Here is a 12,883-nt window from a genome sequence, read left to right on the forward strand (position 1 = left end):
TTTTTCATTACGGCCGGTCAGGCCATTTCTGCGGTGGTCTCGAACTCGAAGGTCAGCTCGCCATCCTTGATGTCGATGTGCACCACACCGCCATGTTCGGCCAGTTCGCCAAAGAGTATCTCCTCCGCCAGCGGACGCTTGATCTTGTCCTGGATCAGGCGCGCCATAGGGCGAGCGCCCATGGTCACATCGTAACCACCTGCCGCCAGCCAACTGCGGGCCGCATCGGTGACTTCCAGCTGAACGCGCTTGTCCTCCAGCTGCGCCTGCAGTTCGGTAAGGAACTTGTCCACCACACTCTTGATGACCTCATGACTGAGGCGACCAAACTGGATAATGGTGTCCAGACGGTTACGGAATTCCGGCGTGAAGCTCTTCTTGATCACTTCCATGGCATCGGAAGAGTGATCCTGATGAGTGAAGCCGATGGAAGCCCGCGCCGCGGTTTCGGCACCCGCGTTGGTGGTCATGATCACGATCACGTTGCGGAAATCCGCCTTGCGCCCGTTGTTATCGGTCAAGGTACCGTGGTCCATCACCTGCAGCAGCAGGTTGAAGACTTCCGGGTGCGCCTTTTCGATTTCATCGAGCAGCAGTACGCAATGAGGCTGCTTGGTAATCGCCTCGGTCAGCAAACCACCCTGGTCGAAACCGACATAACCCGGAGGCGCACCGATCAGACGCGATACAGTGTGGCGCTCCATGTACTCGGACATGTCGAAACGCACCAGCTCGATACCCAGCGCCTTGGCTAACTGCCGCGCAGCCTCGGTCTTACCGACACCGGTAGGCCCGGCGAACAGGAACGAACCGACAGGCTTGTCTGGCGACTTCAGGCCGGCACGGGACAGCTTGATCGCAGTCGACAGCGAGTCGATCGCCGCATCCTGGCCGAATACTGTCAGCTTCAGGTCGCGCTCGAGGTTACGCAACAGCTCCTTGTCGGAACTGGTGACATGTTTCGGCGGAATCCGTGCGATTTTCGCCACGATATCCTCGACCTGAGCCACCTCGATGCGCTTGACGCGCTTGTCGGACGGCTGCAGACGCTGATAGGCGCCCGCCTCGTCGATCACATCGATCGCCTTGTCGGGCATATGCCGGTCGTTGATATAACGCGAGGCCAGTTCGGCGGCGGCGCGCAACGCCTCATCGCTGTACTCGATGCTGTGATGCAGCTCGAAACGCCCCTTGAGACCGCGCAGAATGCCAATGGTGTCCTCTACCGAAGGCTCGGATACATCGACCTTCTGGAAACGGCGGGCCAACGCCCGGTCCTTCTCGAAAATCCCACGGAACTCCTGGAAGGTGGTCGAACCGATGCAACGGATGTCGCCCGAAGAAAGCAGCGGCTTGAGCAGGTTCGAGGCATCCATCACCCCACCGGACGCCGCGCCGGCGCCAATGATGGTGTGAATCTCGTCGATGAACAGGATTGCCTGCGGACGTTTTTTCAACTCGCCCAGCAACGCCTTGAAGCGCTTCTCGAAATCGCCGCGGTATTTGGTACCCGCCAGCAACGCGCCGAGATCCAGGGAATACACCACGCTGCTGGCCAGCAGGTCAGGCACCTGACTGTCGACGATGCGCTTGGCCAGACCTTCGGCGATGGCGGTTTTACCTACACCGGCCTCGCCCACCAGCAGCGGGTTGTTCTTGCGCCGGCGCGCAAGAATCTGCGCTACACGCTCGACTTCCTGCTCACGACCGACCAACGGGTCGATACGCCCCTGGCGTGCCAACTCATTGAGATTGCTGGCATAAGCATCCAGCGGATTACCTGAAGAGGAAGACTCACCGCCTTCATCGTCCTGCATATCCTGCTCACCTTCGGAATGATCGCCATGCCCCGGCACCTTGGAGATGCCATGGGCGATGTAGTTGACGACATCGATGCGGGCAACGCTCTGCTGTTTCAGCAGGAACACTGCCTGACTCTCTTGCTCACTGAAGATTGCAACCAGCACATTGGCGCCGGTCACTTCGCGCTTGCCCGAGCTCTGCACATGGAAGACAGCACGTTGCAGTACACGCTGGAAGCCCAGGGTTGGCTGGGTTTCGCGATCCTCGTCGTGCACGGGAATCAGCGGCGTGGTGGAGTCGATGAACTCCTGCAGGTCGTGCTTGAGTTTGTCGAGGTTTGCTCCGCAGGCACGCAAAACGGTGGCGGCGGCCTCATTATCCAAAAGAGCCAACAAGAGGTGCTCGACGGTCATGAACTCATGACGCTTCGAACGAGCCTCTTTGAAGGCGAGATTGAGGGTGACTTCGAGCTCGCGGTTTAACATAGCTTCACCTCATACCCAAGTGGTCGGCGATTAACCGTCCTTCTCGATTTCACAGAGTAGCGGATGCTGGCTTTCCCTGGCGTACTGGTTGACCTGCATGGCCTTGGTCTCGGCGATGTCGCGGGTAAACAATCCACATACTGCCCGTCCTTCTGTATGGACGGCCAGCATTACCTTGGTCGCCAGCTCGCGATTCAGGTTAAAAAACACCTCGAGCACTTCGACGACGAAATCCATCGGTGTGTAGTCATCATTGAACAAAACCACCTTGTACATCGGCGGAGCCTGCAACGTCGGCTTAGCTTCCTGTACAGCCAAGCCAGCGGAATCGTCGTCTTGGAAATCCGGGCGATCCTGATTGAATGTTAGTCGAATCTGGCTGATTGCATGCATGGAAAGAAAGGTTCGTTAGTTGAGCAAATACAGTGGTGGGGGCGCTCCGGGGGGATTTCAACTCCGACCGCCGGGTCACCTTGACTATCGGCAAAACGGTGTTACAACCAATAGAGCCCACGTTGGGTAATAAAGGTCCGTACCGCCAATCCTATATTTTCGGATTCCGGTACGGATGAACTGGATGATACTCCAGTGATGGAGTCTGTTGCAGAGGGATATGAGCATGGCAAGCGGCAAGGTCAAGTGGTTCAACAACGCCAAGGGTTATGGCTTCATTAATGAGGAGGGCAAAAGCGACGACCTTTTCGCCCACTACTCGGCCATCGAGATGGAAGGCTACAAAACCTTGAAAGCCGGTCAGGCCGTGAGCTTTGAGATCACTCAAGGCCCCAAGGGCCTGCACGCTGTGAAAATCCATTCCATCAAGACCCAGAACGCCCCCGTCGTAGCCCCTTCCTACCAGGAAACGGCCCTGAGCTGAAAATCTTCAGCATCCAGTCATAAAAAACAGTCATAAAAAAACGGCCGGTTCAATCAATTGAACCGGCCGCTTCATTTACCGCATGTCAATTCACATATGGGAGATCAGCGCATCGCCAAAGGCCGAAGACGACAACAACGTGGCACCTTCCATCAGGCGCTCGAAGTCGTAGGTCACGGTCTTGGCACCAATGGCGCCGTTGGTGCCCTTGATGATCAGGTCGGCCGCCTCGGTCCAACCCATGTGACGCAGCATCATTTCCGCGGAGAGGATCAGCGAACCCGGGTTCACCTGGTCCTTGCCCGCGTATTTCGGCGCCGTACCGTGGGTCGCCTCGAACATGGCCACGGTGTCGGACAGGTTGGCACCCGGAGCGATACCGATCCCGCCCACTTCAGCCGCCAGAGCATCAGACAGGTAGTCGCCGTTCAGGTTGAGGGTCGCGATCACGTCATATTCGGCCGGACGCAGCAGGATCTGCTGGAGCATCGCATCGGCGATGGCGTCCTTGACGATCACGTTCTTGCCAGTTTTCGGGTTCTTGAACTGCATCCACGGGCCGCCATCGAGCAGCGTCGCGCCGAATTCCTCCGCGGCCACTTCATAGGCCCACTCTTTGAAGGCACCTTCGGTGAACTTCATGATGTTGCCTTTATGCACGATGGTCAGCGAATCGCGATCGTTGTCGACCACATATTGCAGCGCCTTGCGCGCCAGACGCTTGGTGCCCTGCAGGGAAACCGGCTTGACGCCGATACCGCAGTTTTCGTCGAAACGGATCTTGGTGACGCCCATTTCTTCCTTGAGGAACTTGATGACCTTGGTGGCTTCGGCGGAGCCGGCCTTCCATTCGATACCGGCGTAAATGTCTTCCGAGTTCTCACGGAAAATGGTCATGTCGACATCGCCAGGCTTCTTCACCGGGCTCGGCACGCCTTCGAACCAGCGCACCGGGCGCAGGCACACATACAGGTCAAGCTGCTGACGCAGGGCCACGTTCAGGGAACGGATACCGCCACCTACCGGAGTGGTCAGCGGGCCCTTGATGGAAACCACGTAATCCTTGACTGCGTCCAGGGTTTCCTGAGGGAGCCAGGTGTCCTGGTCGTACACTTGAGTTGCTTTCTCGCCGGCATAGACTTCCATCCAGGAGATTTTGCGCTCGCCGCCGTAGGCCTTCTTAACAGCAGCATCGACAACCTTGATCATGACCGGGCTGATATCAACGCCAATACCATCGCCTTCGATGAAAGGGATAATCGGGTTGTTAGGAACATTGAGAGAATGGTCTGCGTTGACGGTGATTTTGTCGCCGACTGCTGGAACCTGAATCTTCTTGTATCCCATGCTGAACTCCGTTGTGTGGATTGAACATCTGGCTGCGTTCGAGCGTACCCCAGTTGAATCTGGACGGGAACCTCATGTTCCACGCATATGCCGTGAAGGCTGCGCAGTTCGTGGCCTACAAGCCTGAAAGCAAAGGGAAAAGCGCCAAACTTGAGCACTGCGCAGGACTCTACGCCGCCGCCCCGCCTGCGACCTTTAGACCAATGGACGAGAGCGGTTGCATATGAACCGTCGGCGTTTTGCCAGCCACCTATGTATAATGCCGCCGCTGACCACAGAGTCACGACGGCTGAGCGCTCTGCTACTGGAAAAAGGAGCCGAGACTTTCCGCCCAAAACCGGGTTGTTACCGCAACCCACCCGCTTGACGCTCGACTGATGCACCCAACATCACCGCGAAGAAACCTCGATATTCGGTTCATGGATGACTTTGAACGAACGCGCTTACCCGGCGCCCCTCGAGTTTCTGCGCACGCTTTAGCAAAGAAGAGAGTTAATCCGAATATGCCCACCCGCTCGAAGATCATCTATACCTTCACCGACGAAGCCCCCGCCCTCGCCACCTACTCGCTGCTCCCTATTGTCGAAGCCTTCACCGCTTTCGCTGATATTGCCGTGGAAACCCGCGATATCTCTCTCGCAGGGCGTATTCTTGCCAGCTTCCCGGAGCTGCTGGGCGACAAAGCCGTACCGGACCACCTGGCCGAACTCGGCGACCTGGCTGTAACCCCTGAAGCCAACATCATCAAGCTGCCGAACATCAGTGCTTCGGTACCGCAGCTTCAGGCCGCGATCAAAGAGCTGCAAGCCAAGGGCTACGCCCTGCCGGACTACCCGGAAACCGTGACCAGCGACGCCGACAAAGACGCCAAGGCGCGCTATGACAAGGTCAAGGGCAGCGCCGTGAACCCGGTCCTGCGCGAAGGCAACTCCGACCGCCGCGCTCCGCTGTCAGTCAAGAACTACGCGCGCAAGCACCCGCACAAAATGGGCGCCTGGGCCAAAGACTCCAAGTCCCACGTTGCTCACATGAACCAGGGCGATTTCTACGGCAGCGAAAAAGCCGCCCTGATCGACGCCCAGGACAACGTGAAGATCGAGCTGATCGCTCAAGACGGTAGCGCTACTGTCCTGAAGGAAAAAACCGCCGTACAAGCCGGCGAGATCCTCGATTGCGCAGTCATGAGCAAGAAGGCCCTGCGCGCGTTCGTTGCCGCCGAGATCGAAGACGCCAAGAAGCAAGGCGTACTGCTGTCGGTACACCTGAAAGCCACCATGATGAAGGTTTCCGACCCGATCATGTTCGGCCAGATCGTTGCCGAGTTCTATCAGGACGCCCTGAGCAAGCACGCTGACGTGCTGAGCCAGATCGGCTTCAACCTGAACAACGGCATCGGCGACCTGTACGCCCGCATCAAGGCTCTGCCTGCGGAGCAGCAAGCTGCGATCGAAGCCGACATCCAGGCCGTCTACGCCGTGCGCCCTGCCCTGGCCATGGTCAACTCCGACAAAGGCATCACCAACCTGCACGTACCGAGCGACGTGATCGTCGACGCCTCGATGCCGGCCATGATCCGTGACTCCGGCAAGATGTGGGGCACCGACGGCCAGCTGCACGACACCAAGGCGCTGATCCCGGATCGCTGCTACGCCACCATCTACCAGGCAGTGATCGAAGACTGCAAGGCCAACGGCGCCTTCGACCCGACCACCATGGGCAGCGTGCCGAACGTTGGCCTGATGGCGAAGAAAGCCGAAGAGTACGGTTCCCACGACAAGACCTTCCAGATCAAGGCTGACGGCGTCGTACGCGTCACCGACAGCAAGGGCAACCTGCTGCTGGAACAAGCCGTCGAGGCCGGCGACATCTTCCGCATGTGCCAGACCAAGGACGCGCCGATCCAGGACTGGGTCAAACTGGCTGTCAACCGTGCTCGCGCAAGCAGCACTCCAGCGATTTTCTGGCTGGACCCGATGCGCGCCCACGATGGCGTGATGATCGAGAAGGTCCAGGCGTACCTGAAGGATCACGACACCGCCGGCCTGGACATCCGCGTGATGTCGCCAGTCGATGCCATGAAGTTCACCCTGGCCCGTACCCGCGAAGGCAAGGACACCATCTCCGTCACCGGTAACGTGCTGCGCGACTACCTGACCGACCTGTTCCCGATCATGGAACTGGGCACCAGCGCCAAGATGCTATCGATCGTGCCGCTGATGAACGGTGGCGGCCTGTTCGAAACCGGCGCCGGTGGCTCGGCGCCGAAGCACGTGCAGCAACTGCTGGAAGAAAACTTCCTGCGCTGGGACTCCCTGGGTGAGTTCCTGGCCCTGGCCGCTTCCCTGGAGCACCTGGGTAACACCTACAACAACCCGAAAGCGCTGGTATTGGCCAAGACCCTCGACCAGGCAACCGGTCAGTTCCTGGACAACAACAAGTCGCCATCGCGCAAAGTCGGCAACATCGACAACCGCGGCAGCCACTTCTACCTGGCGCTGTACTGGGCCCAGGCCCTGGCCGCCCAGACCGAAGATACCGCCCTGCAAGCGCAGTTCAGCACCCTGGCCAAGACCCTGGCCGAGAACGAAGCGACCATCGTCGCCGAGCTCAACGGCGTTCAAGGCAAGCCAGTGGACATCGGTGGCTACTACAGCGCCAACCCTGAGCTGGTGAGCAAGGCCATGCGCCCAAGCGCCACCCTCAACGCGGCTATCGCTGCGCTGGTTTAAGCAATACCGCTGTAATACAAACCCCGGCCAGGTGCCGGGGTTTGTTCTTTTTGCAGCATGCGCCTTCGGCAGGAACGAGCGTGCTCGCGATAAAAACGATGCGGCTGGACTGACTGACCGCACCCACCTATCGCGAGCAAGCTCGCTCCTACAGGACCAGCGTTCACCTTATGATGACCACCCACTCAAGACAGAGCTTTATATATGGAATGGCAGCCCCACATCACCGTCGCCACCATCGTTGAGGACCAGGGACGTTTTCTGTTCGTCGAGGAACTCCAGGGCGACCAGGCGGTATTCAACCAGCCGGCCGGGCACCTGGACCCGGACGAAAGCCTGCTCCAGGCCGCCATTCGCGAAACCCTGGAAGAAACCGGCTGGGACATCGAGCTGACCGGCGTGGTCGGCATCTACCTGTACACCGCCCCCAGCAATGGCGTGACCTACCAGCGTGTCTGCTTTGCCGGCAAACCGCTCAGGCACCACCCCGATTACCCACTGGACGACGGCATCATCGGCCCGCGCTGGTTGAGCCGCGACGAACTGCTGGCCTTGCGCCCACAATGGCGCAGCGAGCTGATCATCCGCTGCGTTGACGACTATCTGGCCGGACAACTGCACAGCCTCGAGCTGATCCGTCCGTCGCTTTAACCGCAGTTTTAGCCTTGCAGGCCTCAGCCTGTTAGAATCGCGTCCTTTTTCAAGACACCCGTTGAATTCCTATGCGTGATCCAGCCCCTTCTGACACCCAAAAGAAGCGCGTCATCGTCGGCATGTCCGGCGGCGTGGACTCTTCCGTTTCCGCCCTCCTGCTGATGGAGCAGGGTTACCAGGTGGAAGGCCTGTTCATGAAGAACTGGGAGGAAGACGACGGAACCGAGTACTGCACCGCCATGGACGACCTCGCGGACGCCCAGGCCGTGTGCGACAAGATTGGCATCAAGCTGCACACCGCCAACTTCGCCGCCGAGTACTGGGACAACGTGTTCGAGCACTTTCTGGCCGAATACAAGGCCGGCCGCACGCCGAACCCGGACATCCTGTGCAACCGTGAAATCAAGTTCAAGGCGTTCCTCGACTACGCCATGATGCTCGGCGCCGACCTGATCGCCACTGGCCACTATGTGCGCCGCCGCGACATCGACGGGCGCACCGAGCTGCTCAAGGGCCTGGACCCGAACAAGGACCAGAGTTACTTCCTGCACGCCGTCGGCGGTGAGCAGATCGCCAAGACCCTGTTCCCGGTCGGCGAGCTGGAAAAGCCCGAAGTCCGTGCGATCGCCGAGAAACACGACCTGGCCACCGCCAAGAAGAAGGACTCCACTGGCATCTGTTTTATCGGTGAACGACGCTTCAGCGACTTCCTCAAGCAGTACCTGCCGGCCCAGCCCGGCGAGATCAAGACCCCCTCAGGTGAAGTGATCGGACGCCACCATGGCCTGATGTACCACACCATCGGCCAGCGCCAGGGCCTGGGCATCGGTGGCCTCAAGGACGCCGGCGATGAGCCGTGGTACGTACTGATCAAGGACCTGGAACACAACGAGCTGATCGTCGGCCAGGGCAACGATCACCCATGGCTGTTCTCCCGCGCCCTGCTCGCCTCCGACATCTATTGGGTCAACCCGATCGACCTGAGCGAACCGCGCCGCCTCACCGCGAAAGTGCGTTATCGCCAGAGCGACCAGCCTTGCACCCTGGAAAAGACCGCCAGCGGCTACCGCGCCACCTTCGATGACCCGCAACGCGCAGTCACTCCCGGTCAATCGGTGGTGTTCTATGACGGCGAAATCTGCCTGGGCGGCGGCGTGATCGAAGTCGCAGAGCCCTGGAGCAGCAAGGCATGAGCCCGATTCAGGAACAACTGACGGCATTGGGCGGCGTGTTTCTCGCCGCCGTCCTGGTGGACAAGATCGCCAAGACCGGCCAGGTCAGCGAAGCGGCCTTGAGTTGCATGCTCGGCAGCCTGCTGATCCGCGACCCGAAAGACACCCTGGAAGTCTACGGTGGCGACGACATCAACCTGCGTGAAGGTTATCGCGCCCTGATCGGCGCCCTGGAACGCGACCCCAGCACCCTGCAGCGCGAACCGTTGCGCTACGCCCTGTCGATGCTCGGGCTCGAGCGCCAACTGGCCAAGCGCGACGACCTGCTGGAAGTCATCGGCAAGCGCCTGCCGCAGATTCAATCCCAGGTCGAACATTTCGGCCCGGCCCACGAAAACGTGATTGCCGCCTGCGGCTCGCTGTACCAGGACACCCTGAGCACCCTGCGCCAGCGGATCCAGGTGCATGGCGACATGCGCAACCTGCAGCAGCCGAGCAACGCCTCGAAGATCCGCGCCCTGTTGTTGGCCGGCATCCGTTCGGCGCGCCTGTGGCGCCAGTTGGGTGGCCATCGCTGGCAGCTGGTGATCAGCCGCCGCAAACTGCTCAAAGAGCTTTATCCGCTGATGCGCAGCAGCTGAACTGCGCCCGCAAGACCTTTTGTAGTCAGTAACGCGTAAGACGCTGGTCAGTTGGCAACGGACCGGCGGATATTTTCATGTATGATACGCGCCCCATTTCGTTGCCCGACTGTCCGAGAACACCCCATGCAGCTCTCTTCGCTCACTGCGGTTTCCCCTGTTGACGGCCGCTACGCCGGCAAAACCCAGGCCCTGCGCCCCATTTTCAGCGAATACGGCCTGATCCGTGCTCGCGTCCTGGTCGAAGTGCGCTGGCTCCAGCGCCTGGCCGCCCATTCCGCCATCAGCGAAGTACCGGCGTTCTCCGCCGAGGCCAACGCCGTACTGAACGCCCTGGCGGAAAACTTCTCTCTGGAACACGCCGAGCGTGTCAAAGAGATCGAACGCACCACCAACCACGACGTCAAGGCGATCGAGTACCTGCTCAAGGAACAGGCCGCCAAGCTGCCTGAACTGGCCAACGTCAGCGAATTCATCCACTTCGCCTGCACCAGCGAGGACATCAACAACCTGTCCCACGCCCTGATGCTGCGCGAAGGCCGCGACGCGGTGATGCTGCCACTGATGCGCCAGACCGCCGGGGCTATCCGCGAGCTGGCGCTGCGCTTCGCCGACGTGCCAATGCTGTCGCGCACCCACGGTCAGCCGGCCTCGCCGACCACCCTGGGCAAAGAGCTGGCTAACGTGGTGTACCGCCTGGAGCGCCAGATCGCCCAGGTCGCCGCCGTGCCGCTGCTGGGCAAGATCAATGGCGCCGTGGGCAACTACAACGCACACCTGTCGGCCTACCCGGAAATCGACTGGGAAGCCAACGCCCGCGCCTTCATCGAAGACGAGCTGGGCCTGAGCTTCAACCCGTACACCACGCAGATCGAGCCGCACGACTACATCGCCGAGCTGTTCGACGCCATCGCCCGCTTCAACACCATCCTGATCGACTTCGATCGCGATATCTGGGGCTATATCTCCCTGGGCTACTTCAAGCAGCGCACCATCGCCGGCGAAATCGGTTCCTCGACCATGCCGCACAAGGTCAACCCGATCGACTTCGAAAACTCCGAAGGCAACCTGGGCATCGCCAACGCGCTGTTCCAGCACCTGGCGAGCAAACTGCCGATCTCCCGCTGGCAGCGCGACCTGACCGACTCCACCGTCCTGCGCAACCTGGGTGTCGGTTTCGCCCACAGCGTGATCGCTTACGAAGCCAGCCTCAAAGGCATCAGCAAACTGGAACTCAACGCCCAGAAGATCGCCGAAGACCTGGACGCCTGCTGGGAAGTCCTGGCCGAACCGATCCAGACCGTGATGCGTCGCTACAACATCGAAAACCCGTACGAAAAACTCAAGGAACTGACTCGCGGCAAGGGCATCAGCCCTGAAGCGCTGCAGACCTTCATCGACGCGCTGGAAATGCCCGAAGCCGCCAAGGCCGAGCTGAAAAAGCTCACCCCGGCCAGCTACATCGGCAATGCCGCGGCCCAAGCCAAACGCATCTGATCGATAGCAAGACCTTTGACGCCCGGCAGCGCCGGGCGTTTTTATTCCCGTATGAAAAGTGCATTTTTTCAATAGGTTACACATGAATCCTGACATTCCTCTTCAACTTCTGGGCGGCATCAGCGCACGGGAATTCCTGCGTGACTACTGGCAGAAAAAGCCCCTGCTGATCCGTCAGGCCCTGCCCGACTTCGAAAGCCCGATCGACGCCGACGAACTGGCCGGCCTGGCGCTGGAAGAAGAGGTCGAGTCGCGCCTGGTCATCGAGCACGGCGAACGCCCTTGGGAACTGCGCCGCGGCCCGTTCGCCGAAGACGAGTTCAGCAAGCTGCCGGAGCGTGACTGGACCCTGCTGGTCCAGGCCGTCGACCAGTTCGTGCCGGAAGTCGCCGAACTGCTGGAGCATTTCCGCTTCCTGCCGAGCTGGCGCATCGATGACGTGATGATCAGCTTCGCCGCTCCCGGCGGCAATGTCGGTCCGCACTTCGACAACTACGATGTGTTCCTGCTGCAAGGCCACGGCAAGCGCAACTGGAAGATCGGCCAGATGTGCGACGCCGAGAGCCCACTGCTGCAGCATGCGGACCTGCGCATCCTCGCCGAGTTCGAAGAAACCGAGAGCTGGGTCCTGGAACCCGGCGACATGCTCTACCTGCCGCCGCGCCTGGCCCACTACGGCGTCGCGGTGAACGACTGCATGACCTACTCGGTGGGCTTCCGCGCCCCGAGCGCCGCCGAAGTGCTGACCCACTTCACCGACTTCCTCAGTCAGTACCTGCCGGATGAAGAGCGCTATACCGACGCCGACGTGCAACCTGTCAGCGATCCGCACCAGATCCAGCACGACGCCCTCGATCGCCTCAAGGGCCTGCTGGCCGAGCACATGAGCGACGAGCGCATGCTGCTGACCTGGTTCGGCCAGTTCATGACCGAGCCGCGCTACCCGGAACTGGTGGTCGGCCCCGAGCTGGAAGAAGAAGACCTGCTCGGCAGCCTCGAACAGGGCGCCATACTGATCCGCAACCCGAGCGCGCGCCTGGCCTGGTCCGAGGTCGACGACGACCTGCTGCTGTTCGCCAGCGGCCAGAGCCGCTACCTGCCGGGCAAGCTGCGCGAACTGCTGAAGATGATTTGCGCCGCCGACGCGCTGCACCTCGACAACCTCGGCCCATGGCTGGCGGACGACGATGGGCGCGGCCTGCTGTGCGAACTGGTCAAGCAAGGAAGCCTGGGATTTGCCGATGAATAAGATTCGCGTACGTGTCGCAGACTGGCAAAAGGATAACGCCGAGATCCGGCGCATTCGTGAAGCGGTGTTCATCATCGAGCAATCCGTCCCGCCCGAACTGGAGTGGGACGCCGACGACGACAGCGCGGTGCATTTCCTCGCGCTCGAAGGCGACTTTCCGATCGGCACCGCCCGCCTGCTGCCCGACGGGCAGGTTGGCCGGGTATCGGTCCTCAAGGACTGGCGCGGCCTGAAGGTCGGCGACGCGCTGATGCAGGCAGTGATCGGCGAGGCTGAGAAACGCGGCCTCAAGCAACTGATGCTCAGCGCCCAGGTTCAGGCAACTGCCTTCTATGAGCGCCTGGGCTTCAGCATCGTCAGCGAGGAGTTCCTGGAAGCAGGTATTCCTCACGTCGACATGGTCCGCGGCAGCGCCTGAGCGAGCCCTGC

Annotated in this window: 11 protein-coding genes; 8 read left to right on the forward strand and 3 right to left on the reverse strand. The window is 60.4% G+C overall.

What is annotated here, in order from left to right; all coding sequences use genetic code 11:
* Window positions 1-17: 17 nt before the first annotated feature.
* Both clpA and clpS read right to left on the reverse strand, forming a co-directional pair.
* Window positions 18-2,288 carry an ATP-dependent Clp protease ATP-binding subunit ClpA gene (gene clpA / locus IF690_RS18790; RefSeq protein WP_016701885.1) on the reverse strand — a complete coding sequence of 757 codons (2,271 nt, stop codon included), beginning with the start codon at window positions 2,286-2,288 and terminating at the stop codon, window positions 18-20.
* A 30-nt stretch (window positions 2,289-2,318) separates the two neighbouring features.
* A complete protein-coding gene (gene clpS / locus IF690_RS18795) occupies window positions 2,319-2,681 on the reverse strand; it encodes an ATP-dependent Clp protease adapter ClpS (RefSeq protein ID WP_009044582.1) in 363 nt (120 codons plus the stop codon).
* A 226-nt stretch (window positions 2,682-2,907) separates the two neighbouring features.
* Here clpS and cspD point away from each other — a divergent pair, with 226 nt between their 5' ends.
* A complete protein-coding gene (gene cspD, locus IF690_RS18800; RefSeq protein WP_202696896.1) occupies window positions 2,908-3,165 on the forward strand; it encodes a cold shock domain-containing protein CspD in 258 nt (85 codons plus the stop codon).
* Window positions 3,166-3,255: 90 nt separating this feature from the next.
* Here cspD and icd read toward each other — a convergent pair whose 3' ends face one another.
* Window positions 3,256-4,512, reverse strand: a complete 1,257-nt coding sequence (gene icd, locus IF690_RS18805) for an NADP-dependent isocitrate dehydrogenase (protein WP_007929208.1) — start codon at window positions 4,510-4,512, stop codon at window positions 3,256-3,258.
* A gap of 503 nt (window positions 4,513-5,015) precedes the next feature.
* On the opposite strand from icd, the gene IF690_RS18810 reads away from it, so the two are divergent.
* The 7 genes from IF690_RS18810 to IF690_RS18840 all read left to right on the forward strand — a co-directional run bounded on the left by IF690_RS18810 (window position 5,016) and on the right by IF690_RS18840 (window position 12,872).
* Complete coding sequence (locus tag IF690_RS18810; RefSeq protein ID WP_202696897.1) at window positions 5,016-7,241, forward strand: NADP-dependent isocitrate dehydrogenase; 2,226 nt, start codon at window positions 5,016-5,018, stop codon at window positions 7,239-7,241.
* A 204-nt stretch (window positions 7,242-7,445) separates the two neighbouring features.
* Window positions 7,446-7,892: an NUDIX hydrolase gene (locus IF690_RS18815; RefSeq protein ID WP_202696898.1), complete on the forward strand. Its 447-nt coding sequence runs from the start codon at window positions 7,446-7,448 to the stop codon at window positions 7,890-7,892.
* A 71-nt stretch (window positions 7,893-7,963) separates the two neighbouring features.
* Window positions 7,964-9,088 carry a tRNA 2-thiouridine(34) synthase MnmA gene (gene mnmA, locus IF690_RS18820; protein ID WP_202696899.1) on the forward strand — a complete coding sequence of 375 codons (1,125 nt, stop codon included), beginning with the start codon at window positions 7,964-7,966 and terminating at the stop codon, window positions 9,086-9,088.
* The gene (gene hflD / locus IF690_RS18825) at window positions 9,085-9,708 is read left to right on the forward strand and encodes a high frequency lysogenization protein HflD (RefSeq protein WP_202696900.1); all 624 of its coding nucleotides are present in this window, start codon (window positions 9,085-9,087) and stop codon (window positions 9,706-9,708) included. The genes mnmA and hflD overlap by 4 nt, the downstream gene beginning before the upstream one ends.
* Before the next feature lie 126 nt (window positions 9,709-9,834).
* Window positions 9,835-11,205, forward strand: a complete 1,371-nt coding sequence (gene purB, locus IF690_RS18830; protein ID WP_202696901.1) for an adenylosuccinate lyase — start codon at window positions 9,835-9,837, stop codon at window positions 11,203-11,205.
* Between the two features lie 82 nt (window positions 11,206-11,287).
* Complete coding sequence (locus tag IF690_RS18835; protein ID WP_202696902.1) at window positions 11,288-12,454, forward strand: ribosomal protein uL16 3-hydroxylase; 1,167 nt, start codon at window positions 11,288-11,290, stop codon at window positions 12,452-12,454.
* Entirely contained in the window at window positions 12,447-12,872 is a 426-nt protein-coding gene (locus IF690_RS18840) for a GNAT family N-acetyltransferase (protein WP_023964403.1), read from the forward strand. Before IF690_RS18835 ends, IF690_RS18840 begins: the two co-directional genes overlap by 8 nt.
* Window positions 12,873-12,883: the final 11 nt, after the last annotated feature.

The organism is Pseudomonas sp. SK3(2021), from assembly GCF_016772375.1.
GTDB lineage: Bacteria > Pseudomonadota > Gammaproteobacteria > Pseudomonadales > Pseudomonadaceae > Aquipseudomonas > Aquipseudomonas chlororaphis_I.

Excerpts from the sequence above, each read along its gene's own strand:
- clpA (WP_016701885.1), bottom strand. The coding sequence starts at position 2,288 with ATGTTAAACCGCGAGCTCGAAGTCACCCTCAATCTCGCCTTCAAAGAG.
- clpS (WP_009044582.1), bottom strand. The coding sequence starts at position 2,681 with ATGCATGCAATCAGCCAGATTCGACTAACATTCAATCAGGATCGCCCG.
- cspD (WP_202696896.1), top strand. The coding sequence starts at position 2,908 with ATGGCAAGCGGCAAGGTCAAGTGGTTCAACAACGCCAAGGGTTATGGC.
- icd (WP_007929208.1), bottom strand. The coding sequence starts at position 4,512 with ATGGGATACAAGAAGATTCAGGTTCCAGCAGTCGGCGACAAAATCACC.
- IF690_RS18810 (WP_202696897.1), top strand. The coding sequence starts at position 5,016 with ATGCCCACCCGCTCGAAGATCATCTATACCTTCACCGACGAAGCCCCC.
- IF690_RS18815 (WP_202696898.1), top strand. The coding sequence starts at position 7,446 with ATGGAATGGCAGCCCCACATCACCGTCGCCACCATCGTTGAGGACCAG.
- mnmA (WP_202696899.1), top strand. The coding sequence starts at position 7,964 with ATGCGTGATCCAGCCCCTTCTGACACCCAAAAGAAGCGCGTCATCGTC.
- hflD (WP_202696900.1), top strand. The coding sequence starts at position 9,085 with ATGAGCCCGATTCAGGAACAACTGACGGCATTGGGCGGCGTGTTTCTC.
- purB (WP_202696901.1), top strand. The coding sequence starts at position 9,835 with ATGCAGCTCTCTTCGCTCACTGCGGTTTCCCCTGTTGACGGCCGCTAC.
- IF690_RS18835 (WP_202696902.1), top strand. The coding sequence starts at position 11,288 with ATGAATCCTGACATTCCTCTTCAACTTCTGGGCGGCATCAGCGCACGG.
- IF690_RS18840 (WP_023964403.1), top strand. The coding sequence starts at position 12,447 with ATGAATAAGATTCGCGTACGTGTCGCAGACTGGCAAAAGGATAACGCC.